The 17,331-nt window shown below is 34.3% G+C and carries 17 protein-coding genes and 1 tRNA gene; 8 read left to right on the top strand and 10 right to left on the bottom strand.

Annotated elements, in window-relative coordinates; all coding sequences use genetic code 11:
- Positions 1-3 precede the first annotated feature (3 nt).
- From ftsA to B0A80_RS14670, 4 genes are all read left to right on the top strand, one after another.
- Positions 4-1,425: a cell division protein FtsA gene (gene ftsA / locus B0A80_RS14685; RefSeq protein ID WP_017497013.1), complete on the top strand. Its 1,422-nt coding sequence runs from the start codon at positions 4-6 to the stop codon at positions 1,423-1,425.
- Positions 1,426-1,509: 84 nt separating this feature from the next.
- On the top strand, positions 1,510-3,537 hold the full coding sequence (ftsZ, locus tag B0A80_RS14680; RefSeq protein WP_026110047.1) for a cell division protein FtsZ: 2,028 nt from the start codon (positions 1,510-1,512) through the stop codon (positions 3,535-3,537).
- 206 nt (positions 3,538-3,743) lie between these two features.
- Positions 3,744-4,193: a GatB/YqeY domain-containing protein gene (locus B0A80_RS14675; protein WP_089077735.1), complete on the top strand. Its 450-nt coding sequence runs from the start codon at positions 3,744-3,746 to the stop codon at positions 4,191-4,193.
- A gap of 83 nt (positions 4,194-4,276) precedes the next feature.
- Positions 4,277-4,350 (top strand) — tRNA-Arg (locus tag B0A80_RS14670).
- Between the two features lie 93 nt (positions 4,351-4,443).
- On the opposite strand, the gene B0A80_RS14665 is transcribed toward B0A80_RS14670, so the two are convergent.
- Positions 4,444-5,178: a hypothetical protein gene (locus B0A80_RS14665; RefSeq protein WP_089077734.1), complete on the bottom strand. Its 735-nt coding sequence runs from the start codon at positions 5,176-5,178 to the stop codon at positions 4,444-4,446.
- Between the two features lie 155 nt (positions 5,179-5,333).
- On the opposite strand from B0A80_RS14665, the gene B0A80_RS14660 reads away from it, so the two are divergent.
- Positions 5,334-6,275, top strand: a complete 942-nt coding sequence (locus B0A80_RS14660) for an AraC family transcriptional regulator (RefSeq protein ID WP_089077733.1) — start codon at positions 5,334-5,336, stop codon at positions 6,273-6,275.
- Between the two features lie 214 nt (positions 6,276-6,489).
- Here the strand turns inward: B0A80_RS14660 and B0A80_RS14655 are convergent, their stop codons facing one another.
- Positions 6,490-6,681, bottom strand: a complete 192-nt coding sequence (locus B0A80_RS14655; RefSeq protein ID WP_089077732.1) for a hypothetical protein — start codon at positions 6,679-6,681, stop codon at positions 6,490-6,492.
- Positions 6,682-6,751: 70 nt separating this feature from the next.
- Positions 6,752-7,216, bottom strand: a complete 465-nt coding sequence (locus tag B0A80_RS14650) for an Mpo1 family 2-hydroxy fatty acid dioxygenase (protein ID WP_089077731.1) — start codon at positions 7,214-7,216, stop codon at positions 6,752-6,754.
- A gap of 328 nt (positions 7,217-7,544) precedes the next feature.
- Here B0A80_RS14650 and B0A80_RS14645 point away from each other — a divergent pair, with 328 nt between their 5' ends.
- Positions 7,545-7,781, top strand: coding sequence for a hypothetical protein (locus B0A80_RS14645; protein WP_089077730.1), 237 nt, complete (start codon positions 7,545-7,547; stop codon positions 7,779-7,781).
- On the opposite strand, the gene B0A80_RS14640 is transcribed toward B0A80_RS14645, so the two are convergent.
- Together B0A80_RS14640 and B0A80_RS14635 are read right to left on the bottom strand one after the other, a co-directional pair.
- On the bottom strand, positions 7,778-9,028 hold the full coding sequence (locus tag B0A80_RS14640) for a TMEM143 family protein (RefSeq protein WP_089077729.1): 1,251 nt from the start codon (positions 9,026-9,028) through the stop codon (positions 7,778-7,780). The two genes, B0A80_RS14645 and B0A80_RS14640, sit on opposite strands and share 4 nt — an antisense overlap.
- A 470-nt stretch (positions 9,029-9,498) precedes the next feature.
- Positions 9,499-9,966 carry a hypothetical protein gene (locus B0A80_RS14635; RefSeq protein WP_070908721.1) on the bottom strand — a complete coding sequence of 156 codons (468 nt, stop codon included), beginning with the start codon at positions 9,964-9,966 and terminating at the stop codon, positions 9,499-9,501.
- Between the two features lie 572 nt (positions 9,967-10,538).
- Between B0A80_RS14635 and B0A80_RS14630 the strand changes: the two genes are divergently transcribed.
- Both B0A80_RS14630 and B0A80_RS14625 read left to right on the top strand, forming a co-directional pair.
- Positions 10,539-10,751, top strand: a complete 213-nt coding sequence (locus B0A80_RS14630) for a hypothetical protein (protein WP_070908722.1) — start codon at positions 10,539-10,541, stop codon at positions 10,749-10,751.
- A gap of 125 nt (positions 10,752-10,876) precedes the next feature.
- On the top strand, positions 10,877-12,406 hold the full coding sequence (locus tag B0A80_RS14625) for a SulP family inorganic anion transporter (protein ID WP_089077728.1): 1,530 nt from the start codon (positions 10,877-10,879) through the stop codon (positions 12,404-12,406).
- Positions 12,407-12,491: 85 nt separating this feature from the next.
- On the opposite strand, the gene B0A80_RS14620 is transcribed toward B0A80_RS14625, so the two are convergent.
- The 5 genes from B0A80_RS14620 to secG all read right to left on the bottom strand — a co-directional run bounded on the left by B0A80_RS14620 (position 12,492) and on the right by secG (position 17,329).
- Positions 12,492-13,691, bottom strand: a complete 1,200-nt coding sequence (locus B0A80_RS14620) for an alkaline phosphatase family protein (protein ID WP_089077727.1) — start codon at positions 13,689-13,691, stop codon at positions 12,492-12,494.
- A gap of 670 nt (positions 13,692-14,361) precedes the next feature.
- The gene (gene groL / locus B0A80_RS14615) at positions 14,362-15,990 is read right to left on the bottom strand and encodes a chaperonin GroEL (RefSeq protein WP_017497000.1); all 1,629 of its coding nucleotides are present in this window, start codon (positions 15,988-15,990) and stop codon (positions 14,362-14,364) included.
- A 141-nt stretch (positions 15,991-16,131) separates the two neighbouring features.
- Complete coding sequence (locus B0A80_RS14610; protein WP_089077726.1) at positions 16,132-16,488, bottom strand: four helix bundle protein; 357 nt, start codon at positions 16,486-16,488, stop codon at positions 16,132-16,134.
- Positions 16,489-16,570: 82 nt separating this feature from the next.
- Positions 16,571-16,846 (bottom strand): co-chaperone GroES, encoded by a 276-nt coding sequence (locus B0A80_RS14605; RefSeq protein ID WP_012023920.1) that lies wholly within the window; start codon positions 16,844-16,846, stop codon positions 16,571-16,573.
- A gap of 144 nt (positions 16,847-16,990) precedes the next feature.
- Positions 16,991-17,329: a preprotein translocase subunit SecG gene (gene secG / locus B0A80_RS14600; protein WP_026110045.1), complete on the bottom strand. Its 339-nt coding sequence runs from the start codon at positions 17,327-17,329 to the stop codon at positions 16,991-16,993.
- Between the last annotated feature and the right edge of the window lie 2 nt (positions 17,330-17,331).

Raw genomic sequence — 17,331 nt, 5'->3', positions numbered from 1 at the left:
AAAATGGAAAAAGATAACATTGCAGTAGGTCTAGATATTGGAACAACCAAAATAGTTGCCATGATAGGCAAGAAAAATGAGTATGGTAAACTGGAAATTTTGGGGATTGGTAAATCCAAAAGTTTGGGAGTGGCGAGAGGAGTTGTAAACAACATTACGCAAACTATTCAATCAATTCAGCAAGCAATACTTGAAGCAGAAAATAATTCAGGTTATAAAATTAAAGATGTGGTAGTAGGTATCGCCGGACAGCACATCAGAAGTATACAGCATACCGATTACATCAGCCGTAATAATCCGGAAGAAGTAATTGGCGAAAAAGATATTCAGCTTTTGATCGATCAGGTAAATAAACTGGCGATGTTACCGGGAGAAGAAATTATTCACGTCTTGCCACAAGAATTTAAAATCGACGGGCAGTCTGAGATTAAAGAGCCAATCGGAATGTATGGCGGAAGATTAGAATCCAGTTTTCACGTTGTAGTGGGGCAGGCTTCTTCAATCAGAAATGTGGGAAGATGTATTCAGAGTTCAGGAATCGAATTGTCCGGATTAACCTTAGAGCCTTTAGCTTCTGCTGATGCAGTTTTAAGTCAGGAAGAAAAAGAAGCCGGAGTGGCGTTGATTGATATTGGTGGTGGAACGACTGACTTAGCCATTTTTAAAGATGGTATTATCCGCCACACAGCAGTGATTCCTTTTGGAGGAAATGTAATTACAGATGATATTAAAGAAGGCTGTTCGATTATCGAAAAACAAGCAGAGCTTTTAAAAATAAAATTCGGATCGGCCTGGCCGGGAGAAAATAAAGACAATGAAATTGTTTCTATTCCGGGATTAAGAGGAAGAGAGCCAAAAGAAATTTCGCTTAAAAACTTATCTAAAATTATTCATGCCCGTGTGGTGGAGATTGTAGAGCAGGTTTTTGCAGAAATCAAGGCTTACGGACACGAGGATCCGCGTAAAAAATTAATTGCCGGTATCGTGCTTACGGGTGGAGGTGCTCAACTAAAACACATCAAGCAATTAGTAGAGTACATTACAGGGATGGATACGAGAATTGGATATCCAAACGAGCACTTGGCAGGAAATTCCAGTGAAGAAATTTCCAGTCCGTTATTTGCAACCGCAGTTGGTTTAGTAATGAACAGTATCGAAAATAGTACGCAAAGTGCTGTTAGAATGGAGATTGTAAATGATCAGCCAAAAGTGGTTTACAGAAATGTACCGCCGCCGATACAACAGCCGGTGCAACAGCGATACGAAGTTGAAGAAAACTACGTTGAAAGAGTAGAAACTATCGAAGAAACCAGAGAAGTTAGAAACAGCGTCTCTAAAGAAGAATCTACAGAAACAAAAATCAGAAGATCATTTTTTGACCGATATGTAGATAAAATCAAAGATTTTTTAGACAACGCTGAATAAGATAATAAAAGAAAAGGATTACTTTATTGGCCCCAAGTCAAGAAGTAAAAAATGTATTAAATAAGAATTTCAAAAACCAAAAAGATGATGAGCAACTCAGAATTTGGAAGTATTTCATTTGATTTACCAAAAAACCAATCAAATGTAATCAAAGTAATAGGTGTAGGTGGAGGTGGTAGTAATGCTATCAATCATATGTTTAAACAAGGTATTAAAGGCGTAGATTTTATCGTCTGTAATACCGATTCACAGGCACTGCAGAACAGTTCGGTTCCTAATAAGATTCAGTTAGGGATGAACTTAACAGAAGGTCTTGGTGCAGGAGCAAATCCTGATGTAGGACAGCAATCTGCTATAGAAAGTATCGCTGATATCGAAAAAATGTTAGACCGTGGTACTAAGATGGTATTTATTACCGCTGGTATGGGTGGTGGAACAGGTACAGGTGCAGCTCCGGTAATTGCACAATTAGCTAAAGAAAGAGAGATCCTGACCGTTGGTATTGTGACGATTCCTTTTCAGTTTGAAGGGAAAGTACGTCAGGAGCAGGCACTTTTAGGAATTGAGAAATTGCGTAAGCAGGTCGATTCATTGATCGTGATCAACAATAATAAATTAAGAGAAGTATACGGAAATCTTGGTTTTAAAGCCGGATTCTCTAAAGCGGATGAAGTTTTGGCAACAGCCTCAAGAGGTATTGCTGAAGTAATTACGCATCACTATACTCAAAATATCGATTTACGTGACGCTAAAACTGTTCTTTCGAATAGTGGAACAGCGATCATGGGATCTTCCGTTGCAGAGGGCGAGAACAGAGCTAAGGAAGCTATTATTGCAGCATTGGACTCTCCGTTGCTGAACGATAATAAAATTACAGGAGCCAAAAACGTATTGTTGCTTATCGTTTCTGGATCTAATGAAATTACTTTGGATGAAATCGGGGAAATCAACGATCATATTCAGGCTGAAGCAGGTTACAATGCCAATATTATCATGGGAGTTGGTGAAGACGAGACTCTTGGTGAGGCTATTGCCGTAACTATTATTGCGACAGGTTTTGACGTTGAACAGCAAAATGATATCGTTAATACAGAGCCTAAAAAAATCATTCATACCTTGGAAGATGAGCAAAGAAGTGTTCATAATCTAACCAATAAATCAGTTACTTCTTTTGATTTAACAATTGATACACCAACCAGTAAATCAGAAGAAAAAATTGTTTTTGATTTAATGGACGATGAAGACACGGTTGCTCCCGTAACTCCCGCTCCGGTTGTACCAGTTGCAGCAACACCATTTGAAGTTGCTCCGGTGGCAGCTACTCCAACAATGAATCAGGAAGAATTGGTAGTGATGTCTGAGTTTATCAAAAATCTGGATGTTACGTTTGAAATTGTTTCGCCTATAACCGATATCGATTTTACGATTACAACTCCGCAAGCCGAAGCTTTTCAGGATATAAAACCAGTTCAGCAAGTGCAGCAAAGAACATTCGAAAGAGAAGAACAAACGACATTCTCCTTTGATTTGCCAATTTTCAGATCTGAGCCAGAAGTTAGGAAAGAGCCGGTTGTTGAAGAAACTAAAGTTTTATTCGAATTAACAAACGAAACTCGTAATATTAAAGTAAATGATCCGGTTTCATTTGTACCGGTAACTGAGCTTTCTGATAAAGGAGTTATCAAATATTCTTTAGAGGAATACATGGAAGTTGAAAACGATTTAATGACGTCAAAACCGGTTGAAAAAGTGGTAGAAGAAGTAATTCCTGCGGAATTAAATATCACCATGAAACCAAGACCTGATTTCGCTGTTGAGCCGGATTACTCCACAACGGCAAATGTGTCTCCGATGGAATTGACAATTGAAGAGACTTTACGTTTAAGAGCCGAAGAAAGAAGAAAAAAATTAAAAGAATTTAATTATAAATTCCATAATAATGTGTCCAGAATTGACGAATTGGAGAAAGAGCCTGCTTACAAAAGATTAGGTATTGATTTGTCTAATTCACAAGCAAACAACACAAACTCAAGAATTTCGGTTGGAACAGACAGTAACAACGATTTGCAATTGCGTTCAAACAATTCGTTTTTGCACGACAACGTAGACTAGTTTTAAAATCATAATAATTGGATAACCCGAAAATTGGATTTAATTTTCGGGTTATTTTTTTTATCTTCGCACAGAATTTGAAATTTGACTTCATAAACAGGTTTTTAAAGTGAATCTTATGGGTCAGTTTATGCGAAGGAGAAAATATAATTTTAAATGTAATCGATCAATCTATAGGCCTTGGCTTATTTAAATAAAATTAGAAAATGAGTTTACAAACACTAATCATGGACGAGATTAAAACCGCCATGAAAGCAAAAGATACAGTAAGTTTAGAAGCATTAAGAGCTATTAAGTCTGAAATGTTATTGGCTGCAACGGCTTCAGGTTCTAAAGAAGAATTAACAGAAGACGATGAAATTAAATTGCTTCAGAGATTGGTGAAAACCCGTAAAGAAAGCGCCAGAATTTTTACAGAGCAAAATCGTCCTGATTTAGCAGAGCCTGAATTAGCTCAGGTAGCTGTAATTGAGAAGTTTTTACCGGCTCAGTTAAGTGAAGAAGAAGTAGAAGCAGTAGTAGCAAAAATCATTGCTGAAACTGGAGCTTCGGGAATTGCTTCAATGGGTAAAGTAATGGGATTGGCTTCTGCACAATTAGGCGGAACAGCTGAAGGAAAAACCATTTCTACTATTGTAAAAAAATTACTTTCGTAATAAAATTCCAATATAGAAATTCCAAATTCCAATTTTAAAAGTGGAATTTGGAATTTCAAAAAATTGAGAATTTAATATATTTTGACCTCGTAGTTCAACTGGATAGAATATCAGATTTCGGCTCTGAGGGTTGGGGGTTCGAACCCCTCCGGGGTCACTAAACACAAAAACCTATTTCGTAACGAAATAGGTTTTTTTTATGTCTTTTTTAAACTGTTTTATACGTTTTGAGTTGTACATTCCATGAAGTTCATATGACAGGAGTAAAATCGCTCAATTCTAATTGTATTGGAGTTTCGTATCTTTTATTGTTTATGTCAGCTGTAAAAGATTTTTTAGGTTTTAAAGTTATCAAACCCTTTGCAATACTAATTGTATCAATCAAGGTATAAATATCCTCATAGAATTGAAGCTTATAGTTCATTGAACCGTAGAAATTATTCTTCTTGTCTTTGTATTCAATTACAGCCATTGTTCCAATTTCTTCGACTTCAATTTGATAATAAATATCAATTTTAAAAGACTTGGTTTCTTTTGTTTTAAAATGAATTTTTATTTTGGTATCCAACTCATCAATAAGCTTCTCAGTTTGATCTACTAATGCCAAATTTAAGTCATTACTTATTTTTCTCAGCGATTGGAATGTTATTGATTTAATCAGGCCATTTTTTTCACTATCAGAAAGTGATTGTAATTTTTCAACGTCAATTCCAAAATCCAAATATTTAATTCTTTTGTCAACGTTTCTATTCGAAACTACAATTTCATTTTCCTTTAATACGGTTGTTAAATTGATGTATATATGATCAAATTCTCCATAAGTGAATTTTAGTTCGTTTAATTTTCTGGCAATTCGTTGTCCTATAAAATTTGTATCTTTTGTTGGTACGAAAAGCTTACCTAGTTGTCGAGGAATGCTTTGCCCTTCAATATTTTGCTTTTCACTTTCATAAAAGCGTATGTCTTTTAATATTCTGTCACCCATTTTTTCATCTTTATTGTTGGATAAATGTATTAATAATTTTGCTTCAGAAAAGGACTTTAAAAGAATAAAAAAATGTCTAATACATCCATAACTTTGTATTAATATTAGTTTGCATTTGTAAATGATATTTAACGTTTATACTATAGCTTAAAAGCATGACAAAGGAAGAGTCTATTAAAGAATATTATTTTAGAATCAATAAGAGTATAGATTACATTAAGGAAAATCTTCATGAAGAGCTTTCTTTAGAAAAATTGGCAGCTCTTTCCAGCTTTTCAAAGTTTCATTTTCATAGAATTTTTAAGTCTGTTACAGGAAAAACAATCAATGAATTTATTAAAAATGCAAAGATAGAGAGGGCTCTGTTTTTCCTGATGAATAATCCGTCAAAGACAATTAGTGAAATAGCCAATGATTGTGGTTTTTTGAATGTTTCCTCTTTTTCAAGGAGTTTTCGTGAAATCAGACAGATGACACCAAGCGAATGGCGGGTACAGTATAAAAATAGCAATATTCGCATAATAGATAGCAATATTGGAAAAATGCAATCTGAAATCGAAAACTACCTTGCACTCAAATTAAATAATTTAAAAAATATTGAAATGAGTGAAATTAAGAAACTTGATTTTGAAGTTAAAAATCTTGAGGCATTTAATGTTATATACATCAGAAATCTCAATATTCACAGTCATGATAGTGAAACATTTGAAGAGATGTTTAAAAAGCTTTTTAGCTGGGCTACTCCAAGAAATTTAGTGAATTTTCCTGAAACCAAAGCATTAACTGTTTACAGAAGTAACGCTAATTTATCAGGAATGCTTCAGGCTGATGTTTGTTTGTCTGTTCCTGAGAAAATAGTAGGAGAGGGGATAGTGGGTAATACCATAATTAGTGGAGGGTTGTATGCCATTTTCCATAAAGAAGGACCAATGTCAGAGTGTTTTAAAACCTGGAATTACATATACGAAGTTTGGTTTGAAGAAAATGGTTATCAGCCCGATAATAGAAATTTCTTTTTGAGTCATTTAAATGATCCTAAATTGCATCCTGAAAATCTTCATATTATCGATATCTATATACCAATAAAATTACTATAGGATTAATAACTTCTAAATTCGAATTTATGAAACTGTCTTTTATTGTCACATTTTCTGTTACAGCTAATGGTTTTCAATTTAATTTTAGAATAAATTATTTCTAAAACCATATGACGGTATTTGAAATAAGGCCTGAGGATATCAATTCTCAGGCCCTTTTTTAATAATTCATTCGAAAACGATTTGATATCTTAGGTACGAAATTTTGTCTCCGTTATTTTGCAGATCCTTTTTTTGCGTTTTTGATCAAAATAAAAACAGAGAATAAAAACACGATGATATAAAGTACTGCTAAAGTCGGTTTTTCGAAAGTTAGTTTTTCAAAGTCAAATTGTTTGTACAATACTACTCCTAAGATGATTGCAATAATCGAAAAGACAAATGATGATGCTTTTTGGTTTTCCATTTTTTTTATGTTTTATAAGTATGTTAATTAGTGTTCCTATTAAAGTAAGAGCTATTTTGCGTTTTTCAAATTATTTTCTGGAAAATAAATTCTCGACTACCCAGGCCGGGCCAATCATTAGAAATTGTAAATCTTTCAAAAAAGAAGGTTTTTTTCCTTCAATATTATGTCCGTAGAATTGACCAATCCAGGCAATTATAAATACGCCAATAGAAAAGATCCATAACGGTAAAACTTGTCCGATATAGTAATTTACAACCAAACAAATTGCCGAAAAAACAGCAATTTTCAAAGCCATCGTTACCGACAGACGAAGGTAAAAAAGAAGTACAAAAATTAAAACAACAGCAGCCCAGTTTTCCAGAACAGGAGCATTCAGTTTTAAGGTATTGGAGATGAAATCACTTGGAATACTCATTAACAGTCCAACTATCGAAAAGTAGATCGCTGGTACACAAATATAATGTATCGCCTTATTCTTTGGGTTCTGATGACTTACAGCATATTCATCAAACCATTGTTCTAATGTTCTCATTGTTTTGGGTTTAGTATCGTAAATCTACTAAAAAAACATTTAGTTTTATCATTTTCTGCTATTCTTAAAAATGTATAACCTTAGTTTTTAAGAAGGCACAGATATGAAATTTGAATTAAAAACTTTGTAGATCTGCTTTTAGTCTAGCAATAAAGCAGTACTTCGTTTTCGAGAAAAAATAATCAAAAAAGGATAAATTTTAGATTAAATACTCAAAAAATGGGGGTATTTGTCTTATTATGATAGTTTTATGGCTTTATTAGGTGTGCCGTCTTTTTTTTCATTTCTAATTTTGTCAATAATTAAATAACTTATTAAACAAATAGTTATGTATCAAATAGAAAACAAAGAAGAGGAGATTGTAAAGATTTATGTAATCAATCATGAAAAAGAAAACGATGGTCAAACAACGGTAGACGGTTTGAAAGTATATAATGATACTTGGATTCAAAATGATCTATCAGAAAATCGAGTTGAAATTGTAAAACTAGTTTTTAGTATACTTCTTCTCCTTGCTTTTTTCTTTTCATTTATAGCATTGTTGATTATTAAATTCTGTAATTAATTGCATTCACAAGCTTCTACTTTCTGATTGTAGTCAAAAACATTGTCCCATAATGAGTCAACGGTTACCAATGCGTCATCTAAAGGGATAACACTCCATTTACCATTGGATTCAACAGCTAACGCCATAGTTTTTAATTTCAACAAAGCATCCTGTACATCAAAGTCCAGATTTGTATTTAGAGCTGTCGTAAACCAGGATTCAATTTGATTGTCGAGTTCTTCGGCTGAGATTGCATATTCATTTTTGTATAAAAAGGTATAAGCCAATATCGTTTCTTTCAGTACTTCTTCTTCAGAGGAATTTAGCAGTGAATAGAAAGCACCGCTATTGTTTCCGAGATTTTTAAAGTAAAGGCTGTCTGAAAGTATTTTAGAGTATTTGATTCTTTTATTGACAAAGTTACTGTACTGACGAAACAAATAAAGGGATAAAATACCCAGTGCAATTAAACCCTGATTTAAAGAAGCTTTGCTGTTTAATAAATCGATAGTTTCTCCCGATTGATACGCACCATACATGCCAATCAAAGCAGGAATTACAGTTGTACTTAAAAGTGAAATTCCGCCTCCAATTCCCGGAACCCAAAAGAACAACTTGTCTTTGGTAGACATTCTCGGAATAGCATTTGGGAATATAGTTTCGAGATCATTTTTAGGAACACGTTTAAAGATCTTTAAAGCAACCGAACCCGGTTCGATAGGCATTTTCCCCAGTTTTACTTTTTTTTCTTTAATATAATCGGCTTCGCTGTAATGAAGGTAAATCAGGACACGATCGTAATATTCAATTTCAATTTCTTTCTTCCAGAAAAAATATTTTCGAATCTTTTCTTTTGCCTTATGTTGTCCCCGAACGTATAATTCGTAGTCTTTAAAGGCGTTGAAATCAATTGAAAGCTTCAAACCGATTAAGTCTGAATCCTCAAAAGCTTTGTCCAGTGTTTCCTGCTCTATTCTACGATAATTCCCCTGTTCTAATACCGTAAGTAATGTTTCTTTGAAAACGTTGAAATCACTTTTGCCTATAAAATTTTCGCGTTCGTTCAGACTTAAATCAGGATCAAACAAAGCGTAGTTTTGCTTCAGATTTCGATTAAGATTAAAAGCTTCGTAATGGAAATAGTGTTCAATAATATCAAACAGTTTTCTGAAATCATCCGTTTTCTTCGAATCTTCGGCAAAGGCAGTTAATTGTTGTTCCAATAGAAATTCCTTGTTGAAGGGAATATAGTGTTCTCGTGTCATAGAGATATTTAGGGGCTATATTTTTTTTTAAGGCTCAAAGATACAAAGTGATTTTGTTTTGATCATAACAGGTTTTTAAAATTTGTTCGATGATCATCAGGAAAGAATTCTTTGTAGATGTTTTTGGCAGGAAGTAATGTGTGTTTTCTCGTCAATTGAAAACTGTGATTTAAAAAAAAACGAGACTTTTAATCGTTGGCATCGATTAAAAAGCTCGCTTAATTGTTCCAAAAAAAATGACAATATTTTATAATTTTCTCTTAGGAAAACTACAATTTAAAATAAAAATTATTTGGTGCAAAACTACCACTTAAGAAAGTTTTGGCAATACGTATTTATACCTGTTTTTGTGTTTTTTTGTCCAAAAGGATCAGAGATTAAAAGTGTATTTTTCCTTAATTTTATTGCTTTAGAGTCATTTTTTTTCGACTTATTTTCTCTAATGTATTTAAAGTGGTATTTGTTTGAAATTAATCCGGTTTGGAATTTTTTAATTCTATTATTTTTTGAATGTATTGTATCAGATTTTCTTTTTCTACCGAAAATGGTGCTTTTTCATCTTCCGTATTCAGATACAAATCTGCAATACTTTGTGCATCCATATTTTTATTCACGTAATGGTATTCGGTATATTTAATAATGCTTTCTACAAAAAGTTCTTGCAGTTTGCCTTTCTCTATAGTTTCTTCGTCACCATTTTTTATTTTTTCTATTTCAGATTCCGGTAAATCAATAGTGAGGTAAGTCGTATCTACGGCCACATTCGAAAGCATTTCTGGGGTAGCTTTTCCTGAAGCGTTACAATAAGCACAAGGACCCGGTGCCCATTTTAATTGTTTGTTTAAACGTCGTATGTCTTCCCAGTCTACAAAACCTTTCCCAAGACATCTTGGGCATCCTGAATTTGATTTTTTAAATAGAAAACTAAAAAAAGGCATTTTTCCGAAAATTTAGGTTAAAGTTGTTTGGTCTTGCGAAGATAAATTTTTTATGTAAGAAAATTATTTTTAAAGCAGATTGTTTTTTTGAGAATTTGAGGGAATTTTATCGAGAGAAAGCATTTGTTTTTTTATCGCATAAATATAAAATATGTTTCTGTATCAGGTATTTGACCGTAATCTTGTTTAGCTGCTTTGTTTTTTTATTTTTTTGATGAAAAAAGAATAATTTCTTCAGGTGCAGAATCCAATTCAGAAAGTTTTTGCTTACATTTATGGACCTCAAATCTCAAGAGAATCTACATGTTAAGGCAGTCGGATTTTAAACCTGAAATCGCCTGAAAAGAGTGCATTATGTCTCAGCTATTCGTTTTTTATGTGCTAGAGTTTATAAAATTTAGATGTACGTGTAACAGAAATTAAGAACGAACGTCTAAGTTATTTGTAGTTATCAGGAAGCTCCCGAATTATTTAGATTGAGGATTTTCCATGATTTATTTTATAGTAGGTTTATAATTCAGCTTTATTCTGTAATTCGTTGATCATTTTATGTATCACTAAAGTAGAAAGATATGGTTGTTGAAGTTTTTAAAACAAATGTGCAAAAAGAGGCAGATAAAAATTATGTCATTGCCGTTATTCAAAGCCAGTTTCCGGATTATAAAATCAATTTTGACTTAGAAGATTGTGATAAAATATTGCGTATAGAAGGCATTGATTTAGAGCCTGAGAATATTATCGATTATATGAATTGTTTAGGATATACTTGTGTAAAATTAGAATAATTAGAATATGATAAATTTTATTGTTTTTTGTTTTTTACTGTTGGTAAAACAGTTTTTAAATTAAGTTTTAGTATAGGAAAGCTTTATTGAAGTATGTGCACATTATTTTTTAAATTTGTGTGCTTATGAAAAAAAGGACTCCTCTTTTTGACTTTACTCAAAAGGTCAATTATAAAAACGAAATTTTAGCGGGATTAACAGTTGCGATGACAATGATTCCAGAATCGTTATCGTTTGCAATTTTGGCTGGTTTTCCACCTTTGGTTGGTTTATATGCTGCTTTTATTGCGGGTTTGGTTACCTCGGTTTTTGGAGGCAGACCCGGGATGATTTCGGGTGGAGCGGGAGCTACTGTTATTGTTTTAATTGCTTTAATGAAATCGCACGGTATCGAATATGTTTTTGCAGCCGTGGCGCTTGGAGGCATCGTCCAGATTTGTATCGGACTTTTTAAACTCGGAAAATTTATCAGATTGGTGCCGCAGCCCGTTATGTATGGCTTTGTAAACGGACTTGCCGTGGTTATTTTTATGTCGCAGCTGGAGCAATTTAAAATTGTGGTGAATGGGCAAACCACTTGGTTACAAGGATCTCAATTGTATATTATGCTGGCTTTAGTAGCGCTTACCATTGGTATTGTATTGCTTTTTTCAAAGATTACAAAAGCAGTTCCGGCCTCTTTGGTGGCAATTATTGTCGTATTTGCTGTCGTATTGCTATTTAATATTGACACAAAAACCGTTCAGGATATTGCCTCTGTTAAGGGGGGATTTCCGCCCTTTCATATTCCAAATATCCCGTTGTCTTTTGAAACAATTAAAATCATATTTCCATATTCTGTAATTGTTGCGGCAGTGGGCTTAACAGAAGGTTTACTGACATTGAATCTTGTCGATGAAATAACAGGTACAAGAGGGAATAGCAACAGAGAATGTATTGCTCAGGGGAGTTCAAACATTTTGAATGGTTTCTTTTTTGGAATGGGGGGATGCCCAATGATTGCGCAAACACTGGTTAATCTTTCTGCCGGTTCGAGAGCGCGACTTTCGGGAATAATCGCTTCTTTAACGATTTTATTGATTATCCTTTTTGGAGCTCCTGTAATCGGTAAATTACCAATGGCTGCTTTAGTTGGCGTTATGATGATGGTTGCGATTACGACTTTTGAATGGACGAGTTTCAGGATTATTAATAAAATGCCGGCGCATGATATTTTTGTGGGTGTTTTGGTGGCAGTTGTTACTATTTTACTGCACAATCTGGCGTTAGCGGTTCTGATTGGAGTGATTATTTCTGCCTTGGTTTTTGCCTGGGAAAGTGCCAAAAGAATTCGTGCCAGACATTATATGGATGAGAAAGGGACAAAACATTACGAAATTTATGGACCATTATTTTTTGGCTCTACTGCTGCTTTTATAGAAAAATTTGATCCTTTAAACGATCCCAATCATGTGATTATTGATTTTAAAGAAAGCCGCATAGCAGATATGTCGGCCATCGAAGCATTGAATAATTTGACGAAAAAATACAGTCAGTTAAACAAAGTAATTGAACTGAAACATCTAAGCAAAGACTGTATTGTTTTACTTAAAAATGCGGAAGCTGTTATCGCCGTAAATGTAATTGAAGATCCAACGTACAAAGTTGTTTCTTAGTAGCTTAATTTGTCAATTAGATAATAGATAATTTCTATGCGTAACGTACAGCAATTATCTATTATCTAATTGCCACATTATCTAATTATTTAAGCATGTTGCTAACTTCGGAGAATTTTCCGTCTACTTCATCAATTTGCAAGCCGAGAATATGAGCAATTAAAGGGTATACCGAAACATTCTGAAACGATCCGACCGTTTTATTTACTTTAAAAGCGGGACCTTTAGCATAAAAAATAGCCTGCATGTCTTTTTCTTTGTTGTCGTATCCGTGTGTACCACCGCTTACATGTATCGATTTTTCTTTTATCAGGCTATATCCTTTTTTGGCCTCAATGACAAAATCATGAACTCTCGGATTAGTTCCGAAGTGTAATCTTTTAGGGACCTCTTTGGATTTCCAGAATTTAATATGCGGTACTTTCTTTAAAGCATTTGCAATCGAATCCTGAAAGCCGGGTTTTGCCTGAAGACTCATGATTGGGTTGATGACAGCATTATAACCAAGCCATTCGGGTTTTAAATAATCCAGAACGGCTACTTTTTTATCATCGCTAATGTTTGCCATTCCATGATCTGAAACGATAATTAAATTGATTTGTTTTCCAATGGATAATTGATTCAGTTTAGAAGATAACCGCCCCATAAGAGTATCCATTCTTCGGATTACTTTTTCGTTTTCAGGAGAAAGAGGACCAAATGAATGGCCGGTATGATCAGGCTCATCAAAATAAAGTGTGATAAAATGCGGACGTTGTTTTTCAGGAAGCTGAAGCCATTTGATTACAGTATCAATGCGGGTTTCGTAAGGGATTTTGTTGTCGTACTCTTTATAAATACCAGGTCTTTTTTGGTCCGTATCTGATCCGGGCCAGAAAAAAGAAGCGGCTTTTACTCCCTGTTGTTCAGCAACGTTCCAAATAGGATTTCCACCATAAAAACGGGAATCATTTTTGGCATTGGAAGACAATGAGAAAGATTCGTTCAATGCCGCATCGTAAAAAACATTATTAATGATTCCATGATGATCGGGGTAGAGTCCGGTAACGATGGCATAATGGTTGGGAAAAGTTTTGCTGGGATAAGAAGGTCGCATTGATTTGGCATGAACACCTTCTTTTGCTATTTGAGCGAGATTTTGAAGTTTGAAATGTTTAGCATAATCCCAACGAAATCCATCCATTGAAACCAGAACCACATAAGCGTCTTTTTGGGTTTGCGCATTGGAAAGAATCGTAAGAAGTAAGAATATAAAAGGTAAGAGGTGAATGGTAAATTTTCTCATTTTGAAATTTTAAAAAGAACTGTAAAGATAATAATAACCGGATTTTTAATGAAAAACAGAATGTTAAACAATCATAAAGTAAAAAGTTTGCCACGAAATACACGAATTTTCACGAATGCTTTATCTGAAAGATCTTGCCACAGATTAAAAAGATTCTTATAGATTGTAATCTTTTTAATCCTCTAATCTGTGGCTAAAAAAAACGTGTAATTCGTGGCAAAAAAAACTTCGGTAAAAAAAACGTCTGTTAGAATTTTCTGCCAGATGTTTTATGTGTTGGGATAAAGAAGTATTTGGAGTGTAATTTAAGTTTCTGTATTAGCTTTTGTCTGTTTTTCAATAAAACTACTTCGTTAATGCTCTACCAAGAATTTCTCCTTTATCAAACATATATGCACAAACTATCATAATAATAAAAATGGCAAGCAGAATATAATAAGAGTTGTTTTTTGAAGATTCCATTTTAAATGTTTTTTAGGTTAAAGAATAGTTTGATGCGAATTTAATTAATCCCTGAGAATTAGTAGTTATAGAGAGTAAGAAAATTACTTCGAATTCACGTAATTGCTTTACCGGCTCACTGTCGCTCGTGTCGTGGCAAGAAAAAACAAAAAAACCGTCTGGCAGAAAATCTTGCCAGACGGTTTATAGTACGAGAAATAAAGAACGATTACATCATTCCTGGCATACCGCCACCCATTGGCATACCGCCAGCGTTTTCTTCTTTAATATCGATTAATGCGCACTCAGTAGTTAAGATCATTCCTGAAACCGAAGCAGCATTTTCTAACGCTACACGAGTTACTTTTTTAGGATCGATAATACCTGCTTTAAGCATGTCTACGTATTCGTCAGTTTTAGCATTGTATCCAAAGTCTCCAGAACCTTCACCAACTTTTGCTACCACTACAGAACCTTCAAGACCTGCATTTTCAACAATAGTTCTTAATGGAGATTCAACAGCACGAGATACAATTTGAATTCCGGTTGCTTCGTCAGCATTATCCGCTTTAAGGTCAGCCAAAGCAGCTTTTGCTCTTAATAAAGCAACACCACCACCTGCAACGATTCCTTCTTCAACAGCAGCACGTGTTGCGTGTAAAGCATCATCAACTCTGTCTTTTTTCTCTTTCATTTCAACTTCAGAAGCAGCACCAACATAAAGAACAGCAACACCACCAGCTAATTTAGCCAAACGCTCTTGCAATTTTTCTTTATCATAATCAGATGTCGTAGCCTCCATTTGACCTTTAATTTGGTTTACTCTGTTTTTGATGATATCTGCTTCACCTGCACCGCTTACAATAGTTGTATTGTCTTTGTCGATAGAAACTCTTTTTGCCGTTCCTAACATTTCGATAGTTGTATTTTCTAGAGTATAACCTCTTTCTTCAGAAATTACAGTTCCACCAGTTAAGATTGCGATGTCTTCTAACATTGCTTTTCTTCTGTCTCCAAAACCAGGAGCTTTTACAGCAGCAATTTTTAATGCTCCACGTAATTTATTCACTACAAGAGTTGATAAAGCTTCTCCGTCAACATCTTCAGCGATGATCAATAATGGTTTCCCAGATTGAGCAACTGGCTCTAAAACAGGTAGTAATTCTTTTAAAGAAGATACTTTTTTGTCGTATAATAAGATGTATGGAGAGTCTAATTCAACTTCCATTTTCTCAGGGTTTGTTACGAAGTAAGGAGAAAGATATCCTCTGTCAAACTGCATACCTTCAACAACATCTACAAACGTATCAGTTCCTTTAGCTTCTTCAACAGTAATAACACCTTCTTTACCTACTTTTGCAAATGCAGTAGCGATTAGTTCTCCAATCACTTCGTCATTGTTTGCAGAGATAGAAGCAATTTGTTTGATTTTATCAGAATCACTTCCAACTACTTTTGCTTGTTTCGCAAGGTCAGCAACGATTGCTTCAACCGCTTTGTCGATACCACGTTTCAAATCCATTGGATTTGCTCCTGCAGCAACGTTTTTAAGACCTTCTTTTACGATTGCCTGAGCTAAAACTGTAGCAGTTGTAGTTCCGTCACCCGCTAAGTCATTAGTTTTAGAAGCTACTTCTTTAACCATTTGCGCGCCCATATTTTCTAATGGGTCTTTTAATTCGATTTCTTTTGCAACCGAAACACCATCTTTAGTAACCGTTGGTCCACCAAATGATTTTCCGATAATTACGTTACGACCTTTTGGTCCAAGAGTTACTTTTACAGCATTTGCCAATGCATCAACACCACGTTTTAATCCGTCACGTGCTTCAATATCAAATTTTATATCTTTTGCCATTTTTTATTATTGCTTTAGGCAGTAGGCTTTAAGCTTTATGCTCTCTCTACTGACTGGATTAGTATTTATTTTATTATTGCTTTAAGCTTTAGGCAATATGCTTTAAGCTTCCTGAAAAGCCTACAGCTTATAGCTTATAGCCTACGGCTTAATTAGTACTTGCTTCAATTTATAAATTTTGCTTTTTATATTATTGATTTTCTCGATTAGATTTTCTGCAACTTCATTGTTCAGATATTGCAGGTCTTTAATTAAAATCAAAAGATATTCGGTTTCATTTGCAGAACCCAAAGCTATGTTGAGAAATTGATTGAACTCTTTGTCGCTATTTCTCCCACATCCTTCACTAATATTAGTTGGAATTGATGAAGAGGCTCTTCTTATTTGACTTGTTAATCCATAAATTTCTTCTTTTGGAAAAGTAGAAGTTATTTTATAAATCTCTAAGGTGAAAGAATGGCTTAGCTGCCAAATGTCATATTTTTTAAAATCTCTCATTTTTTGTAGCTTTAAGCTTTAGGCAATAGGCTTTAAGCTTTCTGAAAAGCCTACAGCTTAAAGCTTATAGCTTACGGCCATTTTAGATAATCGCAAGGATATCATCTTCACGCATGATCAAATAATCAGTTCCTTCCAGTTTTAATTCTGTTCCTGCATATTTACCATATAGAACAGTGTCGCCCACTTTTACAGTCATAGTGTGATCTTTAGATCCGTTTCCTACTGCAACTACAGTTCCTTTTTGTGGTTTCTCTTTGGCAGTATCTGGAATAAAGATTCCTGATGCAGTTTTAGTTTCAGCTGCAACAGGCTCTATAAGTACGCGGTCTGAAAGCGGTTTTATGTTTAACGCCATGATTTATTATATTATTAGGTTATACGTTTTTTTAATGTTCTAGAAACTTTCAGAAACTGTGCCATGCTGGTAAAACTGACATTATTTCTTAAAAAAAATGCCAGCTTTTGACAGGCTGGCATTTTATAGTGATATTGAAATGTATTATTTAGCTGCAGGCGTTGCCGGAGCAGGTGTTTGTTGAGCAGGAGCAGCTGGTGTAGCAGCAGGCGCTTCAGTTTTTTCAATGATTTTAGAGTCACTGTCGCTTAATGATCCTGTAAAGCTTAAGCTAGAAAGTAAAATTAAAGCAATTAAAATAGTAGCCAATGTCCAAGTACTTTTGTCTAAAAAGTCAGTTGTTTTTTGTACTCCACCTAACATTTGAGTTCCGCTGATTGTAGAAGACAATCCGCCTCCTTTAGGGTTTTGAACCATGATTACTACGATCAATAGAAAACAAACTATTGTGATTAAAACTAAGAAAATTGAAAATGTACTCATTG

Origin of the sequence: Flavobacterium tructae (genome assembly GCF_002217475.1) — a bacterium.
GTDB classification, from domain to species: domain Bacteria; phylum Bacteroidota; class Bacteroidia; order Flavobacteriales; family Flavobacteriaceae; genus Flavobacterium; species Flavobacterium tructae.
Note: the sequence above shows the minus strand (reverse complement) of the source record. Positions and strands in the feature narration are given on the sequence as shown.

What these genes read in the sequence shown, in the direction of transcription:
- B0A80_RS14660 (WP_089077733.1), top strand. Translation starts at nt 5,334, where the DNA reads ATGACAAAGGAAGAGTCTATTAAAGAATATTATTTTAGAATCAATAAG.
- B0A80_RS14655 (WP_089077732.1), bottom strand. Translation starts at nt 6,681, where the DNA reads ATGGAAAACCAAAAAGCATCATCATTTGTCTTTTCGATTATTGCAATC.
- B0A80_RS14640 (WP_089077729.1), bottom strand. Translation starts at nt 9,028, where the DNA reads ATGACACGAGAACACTATATTCCCTTCAACAAGGAATTTCTATTGGAA.
- B0A80_RS14620 (WP_089077727.1), bottom strand. Translation starts at nt 13,691, where the DNA reads ATGAGAAAATTTACCATTCACCTCTTACCTTTTATATTCTTACTTCTT.
- B0A80_RS14625 (WP_089077728.1), top strand. Translation starts at nt 10,877, where the DNA reads ATGAAAAAAAGGACTCCTCTTTTTGACTTTACTCAAAAGGTCAATTAT.
- B0A80_RS14645 (WP_089077730.1), top strand. Translation starts at nt 7,545, where the DNA reads ATGTATCAAATAGAAAACAAAGAAGAGGAGATTGTAAAGATTTATGTA.
- B0A80_RS14635 (WP_070908721.1), bottom strand. Translation starts at nt 9,966, where the DNA reads ATGCCTTTTTTTAGTTTTCTATTTAAAAAATCAAATTCAGGATGCCCA.
- B0A80_RS14630 (WP_070908722.1), top strand. Translation starts at nt 10,539, where the DNA reads ATGGTTGTTGAAGTTTTTAAAACAAATGTGCAAAAAGAGGCAGATAAA.
- ftsZ (WP_026110047.1), top strand. Translation starts at nt 1,510, where the DNA reads ATGATGAGCAACTCAGAATTTGGAAGTATTTCATTTGATTTACCAAAA.
- B0A80_RS14650 (WP_089077731.1), bottom strand. Translation starts at nt 7,216, where the DNA reads ATGAGAACATTAGAACAATGGTTTGATGAATATGCTGTAAGTCATCAG.
- ftsA (WP_017497013.1), top strand. Translation starts at nt 4, where the DNA reads ATGGAAAAAGATAACATTGCAGTAGGTCTAGATATTGGAACAACCAAA.
- groL (WP_017497000.1), bottom strand. Translation starts at nt 15,990, where the DNA reads ATGGCAAAAGATATAAAATTTGATATTGAAGCACGTGACGGATTAAAA.
- secG (WP_026110045.1), bottom strand. Translation starts at nt 17,329, where the DNA reads ATGAGTACATTTTCAATTTTCTTAGTTTTAATCACAATAGTTTGTTTT.
- B0A80_RS14605 (WP_012023920.1), bottom strand. Translation starts at nt 16,846, where the DNA reads ATGGCGTTAAACATAAAACCGCTTTCAGACCGCGTACTTATAGAGCCT.
- B0A80_RS14675 (WP_089077735.1), top strand. Translation starts at nt 3,744, where the DNA reads ATGAGTTTACAAACACTAATCATGGACGAGATTAAAACCGCCATGAAA.
- B0A80_RS14665 (WP_089077734.1), bottom strand. Translation starts at nt 5,178, where the DNA reads ATGGGTGACAGAATATTAAAAGACATACGCTTTTATGAAAGTGAAAAG.
- B0A80_RS14610 (WP_089077726.1), bottom strand. Translation starts at nt 16,488, where the DNA reads ATGAGAGATTTTAAAAAATATGACATTTGGCAGCTAAGCCATTCTTTC.